This is a genomic window from Nocardia sp. AB354 (genome assembly GCF_049538315.1).
Taxonomy (GTDB): Bacteria; Actinomycetota; Actinomycetes; order Mycobacteriales; family Mycobacteriaceae; genus Nocardia; species Nocardia nova.
Genome location: NZ_JBMVFU010000001.1, coordinates 70808 through 89413, shown reverse-complemented (window position 1 = coordinate 89413; position 18606 = coordinate 70808). Strand labels below are relative to the sequence as shown.

General features: G+C 67.3%; 23 protein-coding genes. 9 read left to right on the top strand and 14 right to left on the bottom strand.

Features of this window, described 5'->3' with window-relative positions; translation table 11 throughout:
* Positions 1-45: 45 nt before the first annotated feature.
* On the bottom strand, positions 46-1404 hold the full coding sequence (locus tag ACPCUW_RS00440; RefSeq protein WP_064911246.1) for an FAD-binding oxidoreductase: 1359 nt from the start codon (positions 1402-1404) through the stop codon (positions 46-48).
* A gap of 50 nt (positions 1405-1454) precedes the next feature.
* Here ACPCUW_RS00440 and ACPCUW_RS00435 point away from each other — a divergent pair, with 50 nt between their 5' ends.
* Entirely contained in the window at positions 1455-1775 is a 321-nt protein-coding gene (locus ACPCUW_RS00435) for a GroES family chaperonin (RefSeq protein ID WP_030513633.1), read from the top strand.
* Between the two features lie 47 nt (positions 1776-1822).
* Here the strand turns inward: ACPCUW_RS00435 and ACPCUW_RS00430 are convergent, their stop codons facing one another.
* A complete protein-coding gene (locus ACPCUW_RS00430; protein WP_218400007.1) occupies positions 1823-3286 on the bottom strand; it encodes an MFS transporter in 1464 nt (487 codons plus the stop codon).
* A gap of 157 nt (positions 3287-3443) precedes the next feature.
* Here ACPCUW_RS00430 and ACPCUW_RS00425 point away from each other — a divergent pair, with 157 nt between their 5' ends.
* Positions 3444-4031 carry a TetR/AcrR family transcriptional regulator gene (locus ACPCUW_RS00425; protein ID WP_063015951.1) on the top strand — a complete coding sequence of 196 codons (588 nt, stop codon included), beginning with the start codon at positions 3444-3446 and terminating at the stop codon, positions 4029-4031.
* A gap of 3 nt (positions 4032-4034) precedes the next feature.
* Here ACPCUW_RS00425 and ACPCUW_RS00420 read toward each other — a convergent pair whose 3' ends face one another.
* Complete coding sequence (locus ACPCUW_RS00420; RefSeq protein WP_305779309.1) at positions 4035-4688, bottom strand: cysteine hydrolase; 654 nt, start codon at positions 4686-4688, stop codon at positions 4035-4037.
* Between the two features lie 7 nt (positions 4689-4695).
* Positions 4696-5022, bottom strand: coding sequence for a hypothetical protein (locus ACPCUW_RS00415; RefSeq protein ID WP_423423356.1), 327 nt, complete (start codon positions 5020-5022; stop codon positions 4696-4698).
* A gap of 67 nt (positions 5023-5089) precedes the next feature.
* Here ACPCUW_RS00415 and ACPCUW_RS00410 point away from each other — a divergent pair, with 67 nt between their 5' ends.
* Positions 5090-5422 (top strand): winged helix-turn-helix transcriptional regulator, encoded by a 333-nt coding sequence (locus tag ACPCUW_RS00410; RefSeq protein WP_030513638.1) that lies wholly within the window; start codon positions 5090-5092, stop codon positions 5420-5422.
* A gap of 27 nt (positions 5423-5449) precedes the next feature.
* Here ACPCUW_RS00410 and ACPCUW_RS00405 read toward each other — a convergent pair whose 3' ends face one another.
* Genes ACPCUW_RS00405 through ACPCUW_RS00395 form a run of 3 tightly spaced genes read right to left on the bottom strand, consistent with a single transcriptional unit; the run spans position 5450 to position 7413 of the window.
* Complete coding sequence (locus ACPCUW_RS00405; RefSeq protein WP_423423355.1) at positions 5450-6100, bottom strand: Type 1 glutamine amidotransferase-like domain-containing protein; 651 nt, start codon at positions 6098-6100, stop codon at positions 5450-5452.
* 6 nt (positions 6101-6106) lie between these two features.
* Positions 6107-6946, bottom strand: a complete 840-nt coding sequence (locus ACPCUW_RS00400; protein WP_063015954.1) for a maleylpyruvate isomerase family mycothiol-dependent enzyme — start codon at positions 6944-6946, stop codon at positions 6107-6109.
* Positions 6943-7413, bottom strand: coding sequence for an HIT family protein (locus ACPCUW_RS00395; RefSeq protein WP_064905684.1), 471 nt, complete (start codon positions 7411-7413; stop codon positions 6943-6945). Before ACPCUW_RS00395 ends, ACPCUW_RS00400 begins: the two co-directional genes overlap by 4 nt.
* Positions 7414-7739: 326 nt before the next feature.
* On the opposite strand from ACPCUW_RS00395, the gene ACPCUW_RS00390 reads away from it, so the two are divergent.
* From ACPCUW_RS00390 to ACPCUW_RS00375, 4 genes are all read left to right on the top strand, one after another.
* Positions 7740-8828: a Re/Si-specific NAD(P)(+) transhydrogenase subunit alpha gene (locus tag ACPCUW_RS00390; protein WP_063015973.1), complete on the top strand. Its 1089-nt coding sequence runs from the start codon at positions 7740-7742 to the stop codon at positions 8826-8828.
* Positions 8828-9169: an NAD(P) transhydrogenase subunit alpha gene (locus ACPCUW_RS00385; RefSeq protein ID WP_063011164.1), complete on the top strand. Its 342-nt coding sequence runs from the start codon at positions 8828-8830 to the stop codon at positions 9167-9169. Before ACPCUW_RS00390 ends, ACPCUW_RS00385 begins: the two co-directional genes overlap by 1 nt.
* A 3-nt stretch (positions 9170-9172) precedes the next feature.
* Positions 9173-10585 carry an NAD(P)(+) transhydrogenase (Re/Si-specific) subunit beta gene (locus ACPCUW_RS00380; protein ID WP_423423354.1) on the top strand — a complete coding sequence of 471 codons (1413 nt, stop codon included), beginning with the start codon at positions 9173-9175 and terminating at the stop codon, positions 10583-10585.
* A 183-nt stretch (positions 10586-10768) separates the two neighbouring features.
* Complete coding sequence (locus ACPCUW_RS00375) at positions 10769-11086, top strand: hypothetical protein (RefSeq protein ID WP_063015956.1); 318 nt, start codon at positions 10769-10771, stop codon at positions 11084-11086.
* Positions 11087-11092: 6 nt separating this feature from the next.
* On the opposite strand, the gene ACPCUW_RS00370 is transcribed toward ACPCUW_RS00375, so the two are convergent.
* Positions 11093-11599, bottom strand: a complete 507-nt coding sequence (locus tag ACPCUW_RS00370) for a MarR family winged helix-turn-helix transcriptional regulator (RefSeq protein ID WP_423423353.1) — start codon at positions 11597-11599, stop codon at positions 11093-11095.
* 59 nt (positions 11600-11658) lie between these two features.
* Between ACPCUW_RS00370 and ACPCUW_RS00365 the strand changes: the two genes are divergently transcribed.
* Positions 11659-13095 carry an MFS transporter gene (locus ACPCUW_RS00365; protein WP_423423352.1) on the top strand — a complete coding sequence of 479 codons (1437 nt, stop codon included), beginning with the start codon at positions 11659-11661 and terminating at the stop codon, positions 13093-13095.
* A gap of 69 nt (positions 13096-13164) precedes the next feature.
* On the opposite strand, the gene ACPCUW_RS00360 is transcribed toward ACPCUW_RS00365, so the two are convergent.
* Complete coding sequence (locus tag ACPCUW_RS00360; RefSeq protein ID WP_423423351.1) at positions 13165-13449, bottom strand: hypothetical protein; 285 nt, start codon at positions 13447-13449, stop codon at positions 13165-13167.
* 136 nt (positions 13450-13585) lie between these two features.
* On the opposite strand from ACPCUW_RS00360, the gene ACPCUW_RS00355 reads away from it, so the two are divergent.
* A complete protein-coding gene (locus ACPCUW_RS00355) occupies positions 13586-13921 on the top strand; it encodes a hypothetical protein (RefSeq protein ID WP_423423350.1) in 336 nt (111 codons plus the stop codon).
* Positions 13922-14132: 211 nt separating this feature from the next.
* Here the strand turns inward: ACPCUW_RS00355 and ACPCUW_RS00350 are convergent, their stop codons facing one another.
* The 5 genes from ACPCUW_RS00350 to ACPCUW_RS00330 form a co-directional block, all read right to left on the bottom strand.
* Positions 14133-15182, bottom strand: a complete 1050-nt coding sequence (locus ACPCUW_RS00350) for a hypothetical protein (RefSeq protein ID WP_423423349.1) — start codon at positions 15180-15182, stop codon at positions 14133-14135.
* Positions 15183-15187: 5 nt separating this feature from the next.
* Complete coding sequence (locus ACPCUW_RS00345; RefSeq protein ID WP_423423348.1) at positions 15188-15508, bottom strand: hypothetical protein; 321 nt, start codon at positions 15506-15508, stop codon at positions 15188-15190.
* A 196-nt stretch (positions 15509-15704) separates the two neighbouring features.
* Positions 15705-16493 (bottom strand): oxidoreductase, encoded by a 789-nt coding sequence (locus ACPCUW_RS00340; protein WP_423423347.1) that lies wholly within the window; start codon positions 16491-16493, stop codon positions 15705-15707.
* A gap of 70 nt (positions 16494-16563) precedes the next feature.
* Entirely contained in the window at positions 16564-17139 is a 576-nt protein-coding gene (locus ACPCUW_RS00335) for a TetR/AcrR family transcriptional regulator (protein WP_104367450.1), read from the bottom strand.
* 24 nt (positions 17140-17163) lie between these two features.
* Positions 17164-18489 carry an MFS transporter gene (locus ACPCUW_RS00330; RefSeq protein WP_423423346.1) on the bottom strand — a complete coding sequence of 442 codons (1326 nt, stop codon included), beginning with the start codon at positions 18487-18489 and terminating at the stop codon, positions 17164-17166.
* Positions 18490-18606: the final 117 nt, after the last annotated feature.

Below are 18606 nucleotides of genomic sequence, written 5' to 3'. Positions count from 1 at the left end.
GCCGTCGAATGTCCGATTTGCGAGATTTTTCCGGCCGGTCCGAGTTCAGAGCACCGCGCCCGGATTGAGGATGCCGTGCGGATCCAGGGCTTCCTTGATGCGCCGGGTCAGATCCATCACCTCCGGACCGACCTGATCCGGTAGCCACGCCTTCTTCAACCGGCCGACGCCGTGTTCGCCGGTGATCGTGCCGCCCAGCGCGATAGCCAGGTCCATGATCTCGCCGAAGGCCTGATGCGCGCGTGCGGTCTCGTCCGCATCGGCGGGGTTGTAGACGATCAGCGGGTGGGTGTTGCCGTCACCGGCGTGCGCGATCACCGAGATCAGCACCTCCCGCCGCGCGGCGATCTCGGCGATACCCGTGACCAGCTCGCCCAGGCGCGGTAGCGGCACGCCGACGTCCTCGAGCAGGAGCGGACCCTTGCGTTCCACCGCGGGGATGGCGAATCGCCGTGCGGCGCAGAACGCTTCGCCCTCCTCGGGGTCCTCGGTCCGGAAAACCTCGGCGGCTCCGGCGCTTTCGCAGGCCTCGGCGATGATCGCGGCCTCCCGGGCCCGGTATTCGCCGGGAGCGTCCGAGCGGGCCACCAGCATGGCTGCGGCCTCGCGATCGAGTCCCATCCGCATCTCGTCCTCGACGGCGTTGATCGCCACCGAGTCCATGAATTCCAGCATCGAGGGACGCAGCCGGGCCGCGATCGCCTCGATCGCCGCGGTAGCCGCGGTGAGAGTGGAAAACGTGGCGACCACGGTGCTCTGCTGCGGCTGCGCGGGCAGCAACCGCAGCGTCAGCTCGGTGATGATGCCGAGGGTGCCCTCGCTGCCGACGAACAGTTTGGTCAGCGACAGCCCGGCGGAATCCTTGAGTCGCGGCCCGCCCAGCCGCACCACCGTGCCGTCGGCGAGCACCACCTCCATACCCAGGATGTAGTCGGTGGTGACGCCGTATTTCACGCAGCACAGCCCGCCGGCGTTGGTGGCCGCGTTGCCGCCGATCGAGCAGATCTCGAACGATGACGGATCCGGCGGATACCACAGTCCGTGTTCGGCCGCCGCCCGTTTGACCTCGGCGTTCAGCAGTCCGGGCTGGGTGACGGCGGTGCGGGTGACCGGATCGACCGTGATCTCCCGCATGCGTTCGGTACTCACCAGCAGGGCGCCGTCCTGCGCGGTCGCGCCGCCGGACAGTCCGGTTCCGGCGCCGCGCGGCACCAGCGGGACCCGATGTTCGTGCGCCCAGCCGACCACGGTCGCGACCTGTTCGGTGGTCAGCGGCCGGACCAGTGCCGCCGGCATTCCGGCCTGTGGATCGAGCGCGCGGTCGTGGCGGTACCCGGCGAGGATGTCGGGATCGGTGACGACCGTGCCGTCGGGAAGCCGGTCTGCGAGTGTTGCGATGTCCACACCCCGAACCTACGTGCTCGCGCGGGATCCGTGCGCAGTACACTGCCGCGGTGTCCGATGCCAAGCTAGAGATCCAGATGCTCCACGACCGGATCATGGTTCGCGTCTCCCAGGAGGAGGGCGAACGACGCAGCAGCGGCGGCATTCTGATTCCCGCCACCGCGCAGGTGGCGAAGCGGCTGACCTGGGGTGAGGTCAGCGGGGTGGGTTCGCATGTGCGCAGCGTGGGCGTCGGCGACCGTGTGCTGTTCAGCGCCGAGGACCAGTTCGAGGTGGAGGTGCAGGGTCAGGCCTACCTGGTGCTGCGCGAGCGCGATCTGCACGCGGTGGCGAGCGAACGCCCCGAACACGGCACCGGCCTGTACCTGTAACCGGCACGACGATGCCCCCGGCCGGGTAGCCAGGGACATCGAGCGCATCAGCGGGTGTGCCGCGGTAGCGCCAGCGCGGCGGCGAGCACCACGGCGAGGACCGCGATCCCGGCTACCGCGGCCATCTCCATGGCGGTCACATAGCTGCCGGTGCTGTGCACCGCGCCCAGCGCCGAGAAGAAGATGACGCCGAGAACGGTTGCGCCGATGGCGTTTCCGAACTGCTGCGCGGTGGTGAGCACGCCGGCCGCCATCCCGGCCTGCGGTGCGGGGATGCCCGAGGACAGCACGGCCGAGACCACCGACGGGATCGTCATCCCGTTGCCGAGGCCGACGACCATCATGCCCGGAATCAACGCGAGGGCGCTCACCTGCGTGCCCATGCCGACCAGCACAGCCAGGGTGATTCCCAGGCCGGTCAGGCTGGTGCAGGTTCCGATCACCATGACCCGGTTGCCGAACCGGTTGGCGACCCGCGGTGCCAGGAACAGTGAACTGCCCGCGAAGCAGAGTCCCAGCGGCGCGAACGCCGAACCCGCACGCAGCGGCGACAATCCGAGGCCGCCCTGCAGCATCAGCGTCAGGCAGAGCATGAATCCGGCGAAGAAGGTCAGATAGCCGCCCGCGATCACGAGGCCGAGGCTGAAGCCGCGTTCGCGAACCATGGCGGTGTCGAGGACCGGTTCTCCGCCGCGGCGTGCCAGCCGGTTCTCGTAACGCAGGGTCGCCAGCAGCACCGGCGCCGCGGCCGCCATCGACACCCAGGTCCACAGCGGCCAGCCCTCCGGCCGGCCCAGTGTGATCGGAATCAGCAGCAGTGCCAGTGCCGCGGAAATGCCCACGGCGCCAACGGGATCCAGCCGCGCCCGGCGAGTGCTGCCGGTGCGGGGCAGCCAGCGTGCGGCCAGGGCGGCCGCGACCAGTCCGATCGGCACGTTGATGTAGAAAATGGTCCGCCAGCCCCAGCCGAACAGATCGGCGTCGAGCAGCACGCCGCCGAGCACCTGGCCCGCGACCGCGCCGAGGCCGATGGTGGCGCCGAACGCGGCCATCGCCCGGGGCCGTTCGAGCGGCGGGAACAGGGTGTTGATCAGTGCCAGCATCTGCGGCACCATCAGCGCCGCGGTGCCGCCCTGCAGGACGCGCGCGCCGACCAGCGCCCAAGCATTCGGTGCGAGGCCGCAGAGCAGCGACGCCACCGTGAAGGCCAGCATGCCGACGACGAACAGGCGCCGATGGCCGAACAGGTCGCCGAGCCGGCCGCCCGTGATCAGGCCCGAGGCGTAGGCGAAGCCGTAGCCGCCGACGATCAGTTCCAGCGCCGCTTCGCCGGCGTTCAGATCGTGTTGTAGCGAGGAGGCGGCGACATTGACGACGAACCAGTCGAACATCGCCATGAACATGGCACTCAGCACCACCGGCAGCACCCGCCAGCGCGCCGGGTAGGGCACGGGCTCGGCCGGCGGCGTACGCAGAAGTGGTGGGGCGGTGGGTGTTTCGAGGGTGGGCATATCGGACTCCCCGGAATCGGTCGAGAGTATCGACGGCGCCGCGCTGCGCCGCGGGATGCGGATCGGTCTCCGCATAAGATGTAACTAACCGGTTGGTTAGAACTATTCCAGCGCCCGCGACGTCGTGTCAACCAATTGGTTGGTTAGCATCGATGGCATGCCCCCGCGCGATCCTGAGGCCACCAAGGCCCGCATCTTCGAGGCGGCGACCGAGGAGTTCGCCGCCCACGGGATCGCCGGTGCCCGAGTGGATCGCATCGCCCGCAACGCCAAGGCCAACAAGCAGCTGATCTACGCCTACTTCGGCGACAAACAACACCTGTTCGAACAGGTGCTGGAGAAGGCGATGCTCGATGTGGCCGCGGCGGTCTCGACCGATATCGACGATATCGATGCCTGGGTCGACGCCCATATCGCCTACCACCGCGAACATCCGGAATTCCTCCGGTTGCAGATGTGGGAGGCGTTGGAACTCGCGCCGGACCGAGTGACCGCCGGCGAGGCCCGCGCGCGCCGCTACCGGGACAAGATCGAGAAGGTCGAGGCCGCACAACGGCGGGGACTGCTGCGCGACGATATGCCGCCCGGCTATCTGCTCACCCTGCTGACCGGGCTGATCAACTATCAGCAGGCGCTCCCGCAATCCCGGCGGTTCGTCGTCGGCGGCCCCGACGATCCGGCGGAGCTGCGCAACTGGGTGCGTGACGCCGCGCGCCGGATCGTGGCGCCGCGCGAGGAATCCTGAGCCTTACACCCGCCAACGCCGCGCGGCGATCTCCGTCTCGAGGGTGGCCAGGTCGGTGGTCAGCGATCCGCCGGCGAAAGCCATTGCGGCATATGACCGTTCGGCCGCATCGGCATGTCCGGCGCCACAGGCGTCGGTCACCGTGATCGGCAGATAACCCAGATCGATGGCATGCCGCACCGTCGGCTCGATACCGACCTCGAGCGCGATCCCCGCGATCACGACGGTATCGATGCGCAGGTCACGCAGGGCGATATCCAGGGGTGTGCCCGCGAAGGCCGACATGGTGATCTTGTCGAAAACTACCTCGTCCGGGCCGGGGGTCAGCTCCGGAACCAGGTGATACTGCGGTGAGCCCTGCGGGAACATCGACCGCACCCGGCTCGGATCGTCCACGCGCTGCCACGCCATGGCCGTCCGCAGCTGCGCCACCCCGGCCGCGGCCGGCGGCAGTGACATGTGCCGGGTGTAGAACACGCGAAAACCGTTGGCTCGAGCCGTATCACGAAGCCGGACGCAGGCATCGACGATCTGCTGCCCGGCGGCGATCTGACCGACGATGCCGACCTGCATGTCGTAGATCAGCACCGCGGTCCGAGCCGGATCGCACGCGTCCGCCACGGTCAGGGCGATGTCGAGTCCGAATGCATGCCGCATATACTGCTCACCTGGTCCGATCGTAGGGTTCGGCCGTGTCGACCGACGCTTCCATGAGCGCCTCGAGCGGGAGTGGGGCGGTCACCGGAACGTAGGTCCATTCCAGAAAGCCTCTCTTGGACAACGGGAAATCGTCCACATATCGCTGGGCCTCCGCGACACTGTCCACCTCGAAGACGATCACCACCCCCGATTCGTCCGCACGGGCGTAGTTCTCCCGGACGATTCCGGCCTTCCAGAGGCGCCACACATTCGCGACCTCCTCGGGCAGATACGGTGTGATGGTCTCGAGCGTGACCCCGGGTTTGAAGCGGTCGAAGGCGATAACTTTCATGAGATCCATGCAAGTCCCGCGATTACAGTGTTACAAGAGCGCACTTTTCGGTAAGTAGGTGAGCGCGATGTCGCAGCGTCGGTATTACTGCCCGGTCGAGGTCACTGTCGACCTGATCGGTGGGAAGTGGAAACCGGTGATCCTCGCGCATTTGAAGGAGGGGGTGCGGCGCTACGGTCACCTGCGCCGGGCCATGCCCTCGACCAGCGAGAAGATGCTGGTGCAGCAACTGCGCGAGCTCGAGGCCGACGGTCTCGTCAGCCGGACCGTATTCGATACCGTCCCGCCGCAGGTGGAATACGATCTGACCGCCGAGGGGCGCAGCCTGGTTCCGGTGTTGACCGCGCTGTACGAATGGGGCGAAAAGCGGTGTGAGCGAACGGGTATCACCCTCGGGTGAGCACGATCGCGGCCGGACCGTGCCGGGTCAGCCGGCTGCGGTCAGCACCTCGGTGCGTGCACCGTCGACCACGACGGCATCGTCGTCGGTCAGCGCCCAGTGCGGCGTTCCCGCCACGCGCAAACGGGCGGCCAGGCGGGTGCCGTGGCCGTCCGGATCGGTGGCCGGCGAATCCACATGAGGGACGATCGCCCGGTCCACCAGTCCCAGTCCGTCCCAGCGCGGATCGATACCACAGGCGAGCCGCACCTCGGCCGGATCGTCGGCGTCCTCCAGGCCGTGCAGGTCGGGAGTGAGCAGGCAGGCGCCCGCGCTGTACCCGGTGTAGGCCAGCGCGTCCTCGGCCAACAGGTCACGTAGAACGAGATCGGCCGCGCTGCGGGCGAACTGGGCCCGCAGGACGAAGGTGTTGCCGCCGCGAACCCACAGCGCCGGATATCCGCGCAGCACCCGCTCCAATTCGGCGCGACGACCGATGTAATCGCGCAGATCGACCACCTCGGGCCGAAAACCGCTGCGCCGCAGGGGAACTAGATCGCTGGTCACCGCGCCGGACCACGCGGACGGCCACGCATCGCAGGCGTTCGGAACGACCGCGATCGGCCCCGGACCGCCGACCAGCTCGGCGAACCGGTCGTAATGGGCGCCGAATCGGTAGCTGGACAGGAAGAGTCGCACGGCGAGTCAGATGGTGAAGGCGAGATTCGCGGCGATCCGCTCACCCAGTGCGCGGTCGCCGTCGACCTCGATCTCGTCGCGATGATCCGCGGCGGCGGTGCGTCCGCCGCACAGGCGGGCGAACAGGCTCGAACTCAGCCGAACGACGGTGTCGGCCGGACGATCGAGGGTCGCGACGACGTCCGCGCGCCCGTCGACGCGGATGTGGACGGTCCGGGCGACGGGACCGGTGGTCTCGATCGTGATGCGGGATCCGTCGGGCGCGCCGCCCCGCTTGACCACCACGCGCCCGAGGAAGGGTTCGATCTCGTCCAGTGCGATCTCGGCGCGCCGGCCGCCCTCGTCCATACCCAGGGCTTTCGCATCGCCGCCGAGCGCGTCGGTGATGTCGAGTTGATGCATCCAGCAGTCGAACAACCGCACCCGCATGAACCTGCCGTACGGCACCACCCCGATCGGGGACTGGATATCGGCGGTCCAGGCGGCCTCGTCGACGGCCGCCAGCGCGGCGCGGCGCCGGTCGGTCACCTCGGTGAACCGCCGCAGCAGTTCGTCGCCGCGCAGCGGTCGCAGCGATTCCAGCCACATCTCGTTCAGCGCTCCGGTGTCGTTGCGGACGTGGTCGAAGGCGTGAACGTCACGGTCCACCTGGGGTAGCGACTCGCCTAGCAGCATCGATTCGGTGCCGACGACATGGGCGAGCACGTCGAAGATCGTCCACCCCGGCAGCGGTGACGGCAGCCGCCAGCGGTCCTCGTCCAATCCGGCGGTCAGTTCCGCCAGCACATCCCACTGGCCGGAGAGCGCACTGGTCAGTTCGGCGCGGTCGAGTGAGGCTGTGCTCATGAACGAGTCTCCCTGTCGGTCGGGTCGAGTCGGTCCGGTTCCGCGCCGAGCCGGTCGAGCCCGGTGCGGAGCGCGGCCGCGGTGGCCGTCGGATCGTGCGGCCGTCGCAGCAGGAAGCCGCGGGCGAAGGTGAACAGGTCACCACCGCGGCGCGGCACCACGTGCAGGTGGACGTGATGCACCGTCTGGAAGGCCGCTTTACCGTCGTTGAGTACGAGATTCGCGCCATCGGCGCCGAGATCGCTGCGCCGCAACGCCTTTGCGATGCGATGGCCCACGCGAAACAGGTCCGCGCCCAGTTCGGCGTCGAGTTCGTCGAGGTGGGCGGCATGGCTTTTCGGAATCACCAGGGTGTGTCCCCGGGTGATCGGCCGGATGTCGAGGAAGGCGTACACGCGCTCGTCCTCGTAGATCCGCGTCGCCGGCGCGTCGCCCGCGACGATCCGGCAGAAGATACAGCCACTCACCACGCAGACATTACGGCGTAAGGCGCACCCGGCATAGCCCGCTTCTGCGCTGCGTGAAGCGGCAATCGAGGGAAAAGCCGTGGTGTGATGTGATGTTGATCTCAACTAATCTCACCGGCCTGCCGGGTACAGTTGCGAGAATTATTTCGGACCTTACTGAAAAGTAAGTTCCGCTCGGCCAGACCCAACAGGCGGCCCACCTGGACATCAGGGGGCCAGCTTGCCGTCACAAGTAAGGAAGTTGACCAGTGGAGACAACGCAGGGCGCGAACGAGGGCGCGCAGCCCGGCGACGACAGTCGCGCGTCGCACCGCACGCGTGTCGGTGTGGTTCGTGAGACCAATGCCGACGAACGACGCGTCGCGTTGGTGCCGAAGATCATCCCGAGCCTGGTGAAGCAGGGTGTACAGGTCGTCGTCGAAGCCGGCGCGGGTGTCGGGGCATTGATTCCGGACGAAGCCTACGAGGCCGCGGGCGCGACGATCGGTGATCCGTGGCAGGCCGAGGTCGTGGTGAAGGTGGCCCCGCCCAACGACGCCGAGATCGCCAAACTGTCCGAGGGCCAGACGCTGATCGGATTCCTCGCTCCGCGCAACGCCGACAACAAGATCGGTGCGCTGCAGAACGCGGGCGTGCGCGCATTCGCCGTGGAGGCGATCCCGCGCATCTCGCGTGCGCAGGTGATGGACGCGCTCTCCTCGCAGGCCAATGTCGCCGGGTACAAGGCGGTGTTGCTGGCGGCGTCGGAGTCGACGCGCTTCTTCCCGATGCTGACCACGGCGGCGGGCACGGTGAAGCCGGCGACGGTGCTGGTGCTCGGTGTGGGTGTCGCGGGTCTGCAGGCCCTGGCGACCGCCAAGCGTCTCGGTGCGCGCACCACCGGATACGACGTGCGGCCCGAGGTGGCCGACCAGGTGCGGTCGGTGGGTGCGCAGTGGCTGGATCTGGGTATCGATGCGGCCGGCGAGGGTGGTTACGCCCGCGAGCTGACCGAGGACGAAAAGGCCCAGCAGCAGCAGGCTTTGGAAGATGCCATCAAGGGTTTCGACGTGGTGGTGACCACCGCGCTGGTGCCGGGTCGCCCGGCGCCGCGTCTGGTGACCGCCGCGGCGGTGGAGGGGATGAAGCCCGGCAGTGTGATCGTCGACCTGGCGGGGGAGACCGGCGGCAACTGCGAGCTGACCGAGCCCGGTAAGACGGTGGTCAAGCACGGTGTCACGATTTGCTCGCCGCTGAATCTGCCGGCGACGATGCCCGAGCACGCCTCGGAGCTGTACTCGAAGAATATTGCGGCGCTGCTGGAGCTGATGCTGAAAGACGGCGAGCTCGAGCCCGATTTCGGCGACCAGGTACTCGCCGATTCCTGTGTGGCCGGTGCGCCGAGCCGTCCCGCCGATTCCGAGGAGCAGGGCTGATGTATACCGAGCTTTTGGCCAATATCGCGATTCTGGTGCTGTCCGGATTCGTGGGTTTCGCGGTGATCTCCAAGGTGCCCAACACCTTGCACACCCCGCTGATGTCGGGCACCAACGCCATTCACGGCATCGTGGTGCTGGGTGCGCTGGTCACCCTCGGCAAGGTCGAGCACCCGTCGGTGATCACGCAGATCATTCTGTTCGTCGCGGTGGTGTTCGGAACGCTGAACGTGGTCGGTGGTTTCGTGGTGACCGACCGGATGCTGGGGATGTTCAAGGGCAAGAAGCCCGCTGCGTCGGGCGCGGAGCGCCCTGGAAATACCGAGAAGGCGGGCCGCTGACTCATGGACAATCTGGTCAACATCCTTTATATCGTCGCGTTCTCGCTGTTCATTTATGGCCTGATGGGCTTGACCGGTCCGAAGACCGCGGTGCGTGGTAACTGGATCGCGGCGGTCGGTATGGGCATCGCGGTGATCGCGACGTTCATCTCCATCCGGGACACCTCGAACTGGATCATCATCATCGCGGGCCTGGTTGTCGGTGTGGCGCTGGGTGTTCCGCCGGCGAAGTTCACCAAGATGACGGCGATGCCGCAGCTGGTGGCGGCGTTCAACGGTGTCGGTGGTGGCACGGTCGCGTTGATCGCGTGGTCGGAATTCCTCAACAGCGACGGCTTTTCGTCGCTGCACGAGCAGCCCACCGTGCACATCATCATCGGTTCGCTGTTCGCGGCGGTCATCGGTTCGATCTCGTTCTGGGGCTCACTGATCGCGTTCGGCAAGCTGCAGGAGATCCTGCCCGGCCGCCCGATCGGGCTCGGGAAACTGCAGCAGCCGGTCAACCTGCTGCTGGCCCTGGGCGCGATCGCCTCCGCGGTGGTCATCGGTATCGGCGCCACCAAGGACGGCGCGCCGTGGTGGTGGATGGTGCTGCTGCTGGTGCTGGCCGCGGTGCTCGGTCTGATGGTCGTGCTGCCGATCGGCGGCGCGGACATGCCGGTGGTCATCTCGCTGCTCAACGCGCTGACCGGTCTGTCCGCGGCGGCCGCGGGTCTGGCATTGAACAACACCGCGATGATCGTGGCCGGCATGATCGTCGGCGCGTCCGGCACCATCCTGACCAACCTCATGGCCAAGGCCATGAACCGGTCCATCCCGGCCATCGTCGCGGGTGGTTTCGGTGGTGGCGGCGGTGCCGCCGCGGCCGGTGGCGGTGAGCAGAAGCAGGCCAAGGCCACCTCGGCCGCCGACGCCGCGATCCAGATGGCCTATGCCAACCAGGTGATCGTGGTGCCCGGCTACGGTATGGCCGTCGCCCAGGCCCAGCACGCGGTGAAGGAGATGGCCTCGCTGCTGGAGGCCAAGGGTGTCGAGGTCAAATACGCCATCCATCCGGTCGCGGGTCGCATGCCCGGCCACATGAACGTGCTGCTGGCCGAGGCCGAGGTCTCCTACGACGCGCTCAAGGAAATGGACGACATCAACGGCGAATTCTCGCGCACCGACGTGGCTTTGGTGATCGGCGCCAACGACGTCACCAACCCCGCCGCGCGCGAGGACTCCTCCAGCCCGATCTACGGCATGCCGGTGCTCAACGTCGACCAGGCCAAGAGCGTGATCGTGCTGAAGCGGTCGATGAACTCCGGCTTCGCCGGCATCGACAACCCGCTGTTCTACGCCGACCACACCTCCATGTTGTTCGGCGACGCCAAGAAATCCGTCGGAGCCGTCACCGAGGAACTCAAGGCGCTCTAACGATCGAGGCGTCACCACCGCATCGGTGGCGGCGCAGGTTCGGACCCGAAACGGCCCGCAGCACATCTGCTGCGGGCCGCTTCCTTGCGTGCACGGTGCCTTCCGGCAGCACGGGGCGGACTAGAGTGGCCCGCAGAGCGCGGTGGTGCCGGGAGCGTCGCACAACAGCCGGAAGGGGTCGACATGACGGTTCGGGAGCGATTCGATCTGCCTGCGGTGGGCGATGATTCGGCGGTCTACGGGACGCCCTATCAGACCCCCGAGGGCGCCACGGTCATCCCGGTGACACGCCCCGGCGGAAAATTCCGGCGCGCGCGACCGCTGGGCGTCTTCGTAATCCAGGACGGGAACACCGGCTGGCATGCCGTCACCGACGACACCGCCATCGCGCTGCTGGGCATCTTCGTCGGCTTGGTGGCGACGACGCTGTCCTTGATCGCGGTCGTGCGGAATCCGCCGTGGCCGGACGTCAGGATCCGGATCGACCGCAAGGAGCGCTGAGGAGGGTCATCGCCGCCAGGCGTCGGTGCGCTCGGCACTGTCGAGAAACGCGTCGACCATGCGGTGGTTGAGCGCCGCGAGCTGACGCAGGTCCTCGGTCGACCAGTCCGCCAGCGCGTCGCGCATGTGACGTCGGCTCACCGCGCGGATAGCGTCGACGGTGGCCCGGCCCTCGTCGGTGATGCGCACCCGCTGTGCCCGGCGGTCCTCCGGATCGGTCACCCGATCGACGTAGCCGGCCCGTTCCAGGCGCTGGATCTGACGCGTGACATGCGGCGCCTCCACATCCAGGCAGGCCGCGAGCTCACCCATGCGCATGGGCTCCGCGGCGTCGGCGAGCATCCGCAGCAGCGGCACGTTCGCGCGGTCGAGATTCACCCCGGCCGCGGCCACGGTGCGATCGTGCCGTCTGGCCCGGGTGAGCAGGTGCGCGATCCGGGTCAGGGCGCGCTCGAGTTCCACGATGTAGTCGGCGTCGACCACCGGTTCGGGACTTCCTTCGGAACGCGGCACAGGGTTATCCTACTACCCAACTTACTTAAGTTAGGTAAGTATAAAGATAGGGAACTCAGATGACGTCGACCGTCACCGGCCGATCCACCGGAACCGATTCCGAAACCGGTGCGCCGGCGCACCTGGTCGTCACGCTGCTGGCGCTGTGCGCGGCAGGACTCGTGGTCTCGCTGCAGCAGACCGTGGTAATTCCGTTGCTGCCCAGGCTGATCGGGCAACTTCACACCGACGTCGCGGGTGTGACGTGGTTGTTCACCGCCGCGTTACTCACCGGAGCCGTTGCCACGCCGCTGCTTTCGCGTTTCGGCGACATGTACGGCAAGAAGCGCATGGTGATGTTCTGTATGGGACTGCTGATCGCCGGTTCGGTGGTCTGCGCGGTGGCGACTTCGCTGGGGGTCTACATCGTCGGCCGGGCGCTGCAGGGCACGTCGTCGGCGTTGATTCCCCTGGGCATCGGCATCATTCGCGACACCTTCCCGCGCGAGCGGCTCACCACCGCCATCGGCGTCATCAGCGGCACCATGGGTGTCGGCGGCACCATCGGCATGCTGGTGACCGGCGTCATCGCGGACAAGACCACCAATCCGCATCCCGTGTTCTGGATGACCGCGGTGCTGGCCGTGATCGCCACAGTGCTGGTCGGGGTGAGCGCCAAGGATGTCGGGCAGCGCCACGGCGGGCAGCCGGACTATCTCGGCGCGGTCCTGCTCGCCGGTCTGCTGGTGTGCCTGCTGCTGGCCATCAGCGAGGGACCGCGCTGGGGCTGGGGAGAGACCAGCGTGATCGGGCTGTTCGCCGCGGCCGCCGTGCTGGCGGTGGTGTGGGTGCTGGTGGAGCGCAAGGTCGCGCAGCCGCTGGTGCGCTTGCCCCTGCTGGTCGGCCCGCGCTCGCTGTCGGCCAATATGGCGTCTGCGCTGCTGGGCTTCGCGATGTTCGGCTCCTTCACCCTGATCTCGAATTTCGTGCAGACCCCCGCCGACAAGGTCGGCTACGGTCTGTCCGGCTCGGTGCTGGCCGTGGGTCTCTACGGCATTCCCAGCTCGGTGCTGATGACCTTCTTCTCCTTCCGGACCGGGCGCATCGCCGCGCGCATCGGACCCGCCTTCACCCTGGCCATCGGCGCGGCCTTCGCCGGCGCGGCGACCGGATGGCTGGCGCTGTCGAATGCGCACGGCTACGACATGGTCATCTCGAATACGCTGCAGGGCATAGGCTTCGGGATCGGCTATGCGGCGCTGGGAACCCTTGCCGTCCAGCATGTTCCGATGAGCGAGAGCGGAATCGCCAGCGGGATCAACTCACTGGTGCGTACGGCGGGCGGCAGTATCGCCGGCGCCATCACGGCCTCGATTCTGAGCGCTCTCACCATCGGTCACACCAGGGTGCCCTCGCTGCACGCCTACGTGATCAGCTTCGCGGTGCTGAGTGTCGGGGCGTGGCTGGCCGCGGCCGTGGCGCTGGGCAACGGCCTGCGGCACAAGCACGAACGGTAGCGGTCAGCGGTTATCGTATGCCGTAACCGGGATCCCACATTTCTGGCGGATCGAGAACGCGGATGACCGTCAGGACAACCGTCCCAGTGCGGGGAGCAGCACAAAGCAGCCGGCAGTGCCGACCAACGCCACCGCGATGCCTGTGCAAAGCTGTCGCGCGCGCCCTCCGCGAGCGCAGAGCAGAGCAGCGCCGATCAATTCGATCGCGTACAGCAGGACGAGCGCGAAGATCAGGTATCCGTTGATGAAGAACGGAATCACGTTCAGCGTGAGGCACACTGCAGCCGCTCTGAATGACAATGGGCCGAACCAGGTTTCGCGCCGGTACTGCGGAGCGGAGTGTTCTCGGGTCACAGGACGCTCCTACCTGGTCGCGAAATAGAGGCATCCGATGAGGACAGACGACCCGAGCCATATGCCCGCGGTGGTCACTGCGGCAAGAGCTACACCGCGGACGGCCCCCCGCGCCTTCCATCGAAGGAGCGAGGCGATGAGGGTACCTACCACCGAGGCGGCGAGAAACGAACCGAAGATCGTGCCGCTGGTGTCCGAGTGCATCACCCGCGCCGCGATCATCATGACCACCAACTGCAGCAGGAAGAAGCCCGCGACACCCCATGTGGCGAGGCGCCAGAACCGCGCGTCTTCCGACGAAGAGGGCGTCATTCAGGCCGCCCCCGCGGGTATCCGCTGCACTGGGGCGGTAGGCGGCGCCGTGACCGGACCGAACGATGTCGACGGCTTCGGATTGCCTGGCACGTCGTATCGGTCGTTCCAGTCGGTGAACGGACCGAAGGCCGCACCTCCCACGCCGATGTCGTGGTGAAAAGGCAAATTCATGGCCGGGCCGAGTGAGCTCCCGGATCGAGCCGGGTCCAGCGCGATCGTTTGTGTGCGCCCGTCGGGGGTGTCTTGATACACCTCCAATGATGGGTAATCGGTGCGCGTCCCGTTCACTTGGACCCCGTTCGGACCGGGCTGGAACACCAAATCGCCGTTGACCGTGACATCGTGGCCATCCAGGCCAGGAGGTTTGGTCATCCAAGAGGGCGGCAGTGGGTTACCCGCGTCGTACTGGATGCGGACCGACCCGTCTGGGTTCTGCCACACCTTCCCGTCCGGCGCGCCAACTTTGACCTCGCCCGGGCTGCCGTCGTCGTTCTCGCGGACGGACGGGTTCTGGCGCATGACGACGATGCCGTTCTCGTAGTCGACATACGTAGTGACCTTCGTATGTTCGGGATCGAAGTTCGGGTCGGCCGTTCGATTGTTCCCCAAGTCGCGAGCGCCGGGATTGAGATTGAGCGGGTTGGGGTCCGGGTCGGAGACATCACGCTGCTCGATGTACTGAGACGATCGAACCACCCCTGCCCAGGAACGGGCGTGATCTTGACGACACGGATCTCGGGCCCGACTCCTTTGAACTCCGGAGTGTAGCTGTTCGGGTTCAGGACCTCGGCGGTACTCCAGTCGGATGCGGTTGTCGGCGGACGCCCGAACAACTGCTGGAACGCCGCGGCCGAGGTGCGGATCCGATCCGGATCGGCTCGGGGATCTATGGATTTGAAGCTCTGATCAGCCACCTTGATCGCCGTCAAGGTAGTCGTCGATGCCATCTTCGTCAGTTCGTCGTTGGCCGTGGCGATGGCCGAGCTCCACTGCGCATCGGCGGTTCGGAGGCCGGCGGCCAGTCCCGGCAGGCGAGAAAGCTGTACGCCCGCTTCGGAATTCGGATCTTGTATGCCGGTTGTGCTCCAGTCGTCCGCGACGGCAACCGGCGGGACGACGTAATGCTGAAAGATCGTCTTGATTTCCGCTATCGGGTACTGAAGGTCGCGAGCTGCGCCGGCGCAGGCGGCACTGAGGTCATCGTATGCGGTGGCAATCGCTCGCATCTGAGTCTGTTCGCGGTCGGCTTTGTCTTCAGCGGCTCGGGCAGCCGCGCCTTGCCACGCCAGATCGTCGTGGATGGTCTTGTGCAGCGTGCCCGCTACTTTGACGATAGCGTCGGCAATCTGGCCGGCCCGGTCGGCGACGCCCTGCAGGCCCGACGTATCCATGGCCAGTACTTCTTTCGGAGTCGGCATGATGGCTACCGGCCCGCGTGCGGGTCGCCGGAATTCAGATCCGCGACAGCGGCGAGGCGCTGAGCGGCGTCTTGGTCCTTGCCGTGGAAGCTGTCTGCACACGTCACCAACAGGGCTGAGAACTCGTCGAAACGCGCCTTCAGAACGTCTTTGGCTTGCGTACTCGCCGCATTGGACTTGCCGAGTTCGGTCCCTACCGACAAACCCGCGAGCAATTTCGCCACCGGATCGGCGTCGAGTTTCGGCGCATTGTCGACCTCGGTCGGTAGTAGCGCCAACTCCCCGGCCGCGGCCCGCAGTCCGTCCGGATCGACTTGAAATGTCATTTCCCCTCCTCGTGTCAGCATAGAGCAGGGAAGCGGGTCTCGCGGTGGATGACGACTGCGACGACCGAGCGCGCACACCGGGGTGCCGTCGCTGCACGCCTACGTGATCAGCTTTGCGGTGCTGAGTGTCGGGGCGTGGCTGGCCGCGGCCGTGGCGCTGGGCAACGGCCTGCGGCACAAGCACGAACGGTAGCGGCTAGGCGACTTTCAATGTTCCGCCGTCGATGACGTAGTCGGCGCCGACGATGTTGCCGGCCCGCACGGAGACGAGGAAGGTGACCAGCGCGGCCACCTCCTCGGGCTCCGAGATCCGCCCCGAGGCGATGCCGAAACTCTCGCTGATTCCCGCGAGTAGATCGTCGTGCGAGATGCCCTGCGCCGCAGCGAGTTTCCCGCCGAATCGGTTCGGGTCGCGCCAGAGCGGCGTGCCCACGACACCGGGGGATACGGTGTTGACGCGCACGCCGCGCGGGGCCAATTCCTCACTGAGGCGTTTGCTCAGCGAGGTGAGCGCGGCCTTGGCCTCGCTGTAGCCGATCGGTCCGGCCGCGGGCAGACGCGAATTGATCGAGGAGATGTTCACGATCGAACCGCGGCGTTCCAGCAGGCTGGGCAGCGCCGCGCGCGTGGTCCAGACGGCGCTGAACAGGTTGAGGTCGAACAGGGTTCGCCACTGCTCGTCGGTGATGTCGGTGAATGCGCCCAGCCCGAGCCGGTCGGCGTCGCCGCCGCCGACATTGTTGACGAGGATGTCGATGCCGCCGAGTTCGCGCAGTGCCGAATCGATCAGCGTGGTGGCGCCCTCGGAGGTACCGAGGTCGACCGAATAGGCTGCGATGCTTGCCTTTTCGAGCTCCGGTGTGACGGTGCGCGCCGCGCCGACCACCAGCGCGCCCTCGGCGGTCAGCGCCTCGGCGATCGCCAGTCCGATGCCTCGGCTCGCGCCGGTGACGACGGCGGTCTTGCCGGTCAGTTCGAGGTCCATGAGGTTCCCTTTCTTGAACTTAAGGTCAAAAATTCGAGGGTGAAAAAGGGCCGCGACCGCGGCCCAGATATCAGAATGTGGTCAGTGCGGTGTCGATGATGCGGTGCAGGGCCTCCGCATCGCTGGTCTTGGCCATGACGCGCAGTCCCACGATGGTGTTCATCAGGAATTCGGCGGCGGCTCGCGGATCGACGTCCTGTGCCACGTCGCCGTCGCGGCGACCCTGATCGATCCGCTCGGCCAGGGCGGACATGGTGTGCTCCTGCATGGTCCGGACCGCCTTCGTGATCTCGGCATCCCGCGCGGAGAATTCGGTAGCGGTGTTCACCGCCAGACAGCCACGCCGAACAGGTTGCGCCACATCGGAATCCACCAGAAACCGGATGAACGCGCCGATGCACTCCCGTGCCGTCCCCGGCCGCGCCATGAACTCGCCGACTACTTCCGAACCCATCCGGTCGTAGCGGTTCAGCACCCGCTCGAACAGCTCCCGCTTACTGCCGAACGTGTTGTACAAACTCCCCTTCCCGATCCCGGTCGCCTCGGCCAGCTGCGCCGGCGAAGTATTCGCATACCCATGAGTCCAGAACGCATCCATCGCCCGATCCACCACGGTCTCGGTCTCGAAGTTGCGCGGCCTGCCCATACCGCAACCCTACGAGTTTTTGTCCTACAGGTCAACAACTCGGTGTGCGTCCCCGACGGTCCCGGCGAACCAGGCGCAGAGCAGGACGGCTATCAGGGGGAAGGTGAAGGCGAGGGTGAGGGAGGTGAGTTGGGCGAGCCAGCCGATGACCGAGGGGCCGGCGAGGAAGCCGAGGTAGCCGAGGCCGAAGACCTTGGACATGTCGGTGGCGGCGGTGGCGGTGCCCAGATTGCCTGCGGCGGTGAAGATTTGGGGGACGCCGCCGGCGAGGCCGAGGCCGGCGAGGATCCAGCCCGCGAGGCTCAGCGGCAGCCACGGCGAGACCATGATGACGGCGAGGCCGGCGGCGCCGAGGACCGAACCCCAGCGGACGACGGCGACGCGGCCGAAGCGTTCGCTGACCCGGTCCGCGGTGAAGCGGCCGACGGTCATCGCGATGGAGAACGCGCCGAACGACAGTGCGGCGGTGGCGTCGCCGACCCCCAGGTGTTCGTGCGTCTGCAGGGCGCTCCAGTCGTTGGCCACGCCCTCGGCCATCAGCAGGGCGAAAGCGATGGCGGCCAAGGACAGTACCTTCGGCGGGAGCAGACGCCGGATGCGCCGCCGCACGGATTCGCCGCGTCGGGTGCGGGAATCCTGCGATGCCACGGCGGATTTCACGTCCGATTCGCGAGCCACCGCGGCGGCGGTGCCCGCGTGGTCGGCGGCCGGCGCTGCGTATTCGGCGGCGCTCGGTTCGATGTGCGAGGTCGTGCGCGGGCGGGGGAGCAGACTCGGCACACTGGCCAGCATCACCAGCAGGCCCAGCACCGCCGCGACCGCGAAACTCACCCGGATATCGGCTCCGGCGTGCATGGCCGCCGCGCCGGCGAGGGAGCCGACCAGGCCGCCGCAGGAGAAGAGTGCGTGGAACGCGGCCATGATCGGCCGGCCGTAGACCCGCTCGACCTGCACGGCCTGGGCGTTCATCGACACGTCGAGCGCGCCGTTGCCGAAACCGAAGATTGCCAGCGCGAGGCCGAGCTGGATCGGTCCGGTCGCCCACGCCGGCCCGCTCACCGCCACGATCAGCCAGCTGACGGCAGCGGCGACCAGAGCCCGGCTGCCGAAGCGGTCGGCGAGCGGACCCGCCGCCTGCATACCGACGATGCCGCTGCCGGCCATCACCAGAATCAGTAATCCCAGGGTTCCGTGCGATACCCCGGTGCGATCGGTGATGACCGGAATGTGCACCACCCACATCGCGGCCAGGAACCCGTTGAGCGCGAAAGTCGCGAACACCGCTGCCCGCGCGCGGCGAGCGGCCGGAGCAACCGTCCCGCGCCGTGTCGTCTCCACCGATGAATGCATCGACTCGACGGTACCGGGCGCGCACCGATTGTTCACCGCACGAAAGGCCGTGCCGGACCGGGCGGCCCGGCACGTGGATCCCCTTGGGGCCCAACACCCGAAGCGCCTGCCCCGCGG

Bases quoted from the DNA above. Each gene is read 5' to 3' on its own strand.
- ACPCUW_RS00365 (WP_423423352.1), top strand. From the start codon at position 11,659: ATGACGTCGACCGTCACCGGCCGATCCACCGGAACCGATTCCGAAACC.
- ACPCUW_RS00430 (WP_218400007.1), bottom strand. From the start codon at position 3,286: ATGCCCACCCTCGAAACACCCACCGCCCCACCACTTCTGCGTACGCCG.
- ACPCUW_RS00415 (WP_423423356.1), bottom strand. From the start codon at position 5,022: ATGAAAGTTATCGCCTTCGACCGCTTCAAACCCGGGGTCACGCTCGAG.
- ACPCUW_RS00375 (WP_063015956.1), top strand. From the start codon at position 10,769: ATGACGGTTCGGGAGCGATTCGATCTGCCTGCGGTGGGCGATGATTCG.
- ACPCUW_RS00385 (WP_063011164.1), top strand. From the start codon at position 8,828: ATGTATACCGAGCTTTTGGCCAATATCGCGATTCTGGTGCTGTCCGGA.
- ACPCUW_RS00410 (WP_030513638.1), top strand. From the start codon at position 5,090: ATGTCGCAGCGTCGGTATTACTGCCCGGTCGAGGTCACTGTCGACCTG.
- ACPCUW_RS00330 (WP_423423346.1), bottom strand. From the start codon at position 18,489: ATGCATTCATCGGTGGAGACGACACGGCGCGGGACGGTTGCTCCGGCC.
- ACPCUW_RS00345 (WP_423423348.1), bottom strand. From the start codon at position 15,508: ATGACATTTCAAGTCGATCCGGACGGACTGCGGGCCGCGGCCGGGGAG.
- ACPCUW_RS00400 (WP_063015954.1), bottom strand. From the start codon at position 6,946: ATGAGCACAGCCTCACTCGACCGCGCCGAACTGACCAGTGCGCTCTCC.
- ACPCUW_RS00425 (WP_063015951.1), top strand. From the start codon at position 3,444: ATGCCCCCGCGCGATCCTGAGGCCACCAAGGCCCGCATCTTCGAGGCG.
- ACPCUW_RS00355 (WP_423423350.1), top strand. From the start codon at position 13,586: ATGAGGGTACCTACCACCGAGGCGGCGAGAAACGAACCGAAGATCGTG.
- ACPCUW_RS00380 (WP_423423354.1), top strand. From the start codon at position 9,173: ATGGACAATCTGGTCAACATCCTTTATATCGTCGCGTTCTCGCTGTTC.
- ACPCUW_RS00420 (WP_305779309.1), bottom strand. From the start codon at position 4,688: ATGCGGCATGCATTCGGACTCGACATCGCCCTGACCGTGGCGGACGCG.
- ACPCUW_RS00350 (WP_423423349.1), bottom strand. From the start codon at position 15,182: ATGCCGACTCCGAAAGAAGTACTGGCCATGGATACGTCGGGCCTGCAG.
- ACPCUW_RS00335 (WP_104367450.1), bottom strand. From the start codon at position 17,139: ATGGGCAGGCCGCGCAACTTCGAGACCGAGACCGTGGTGGATCGGGCG.
- ACPCUW_RS00340 (WP_423423347.1), bottom strand. From the start codon at position 16,493: ATGGACCTCGAACTGACCGGCAAGACCGCCGTCGTCACCGGCGCGAGC.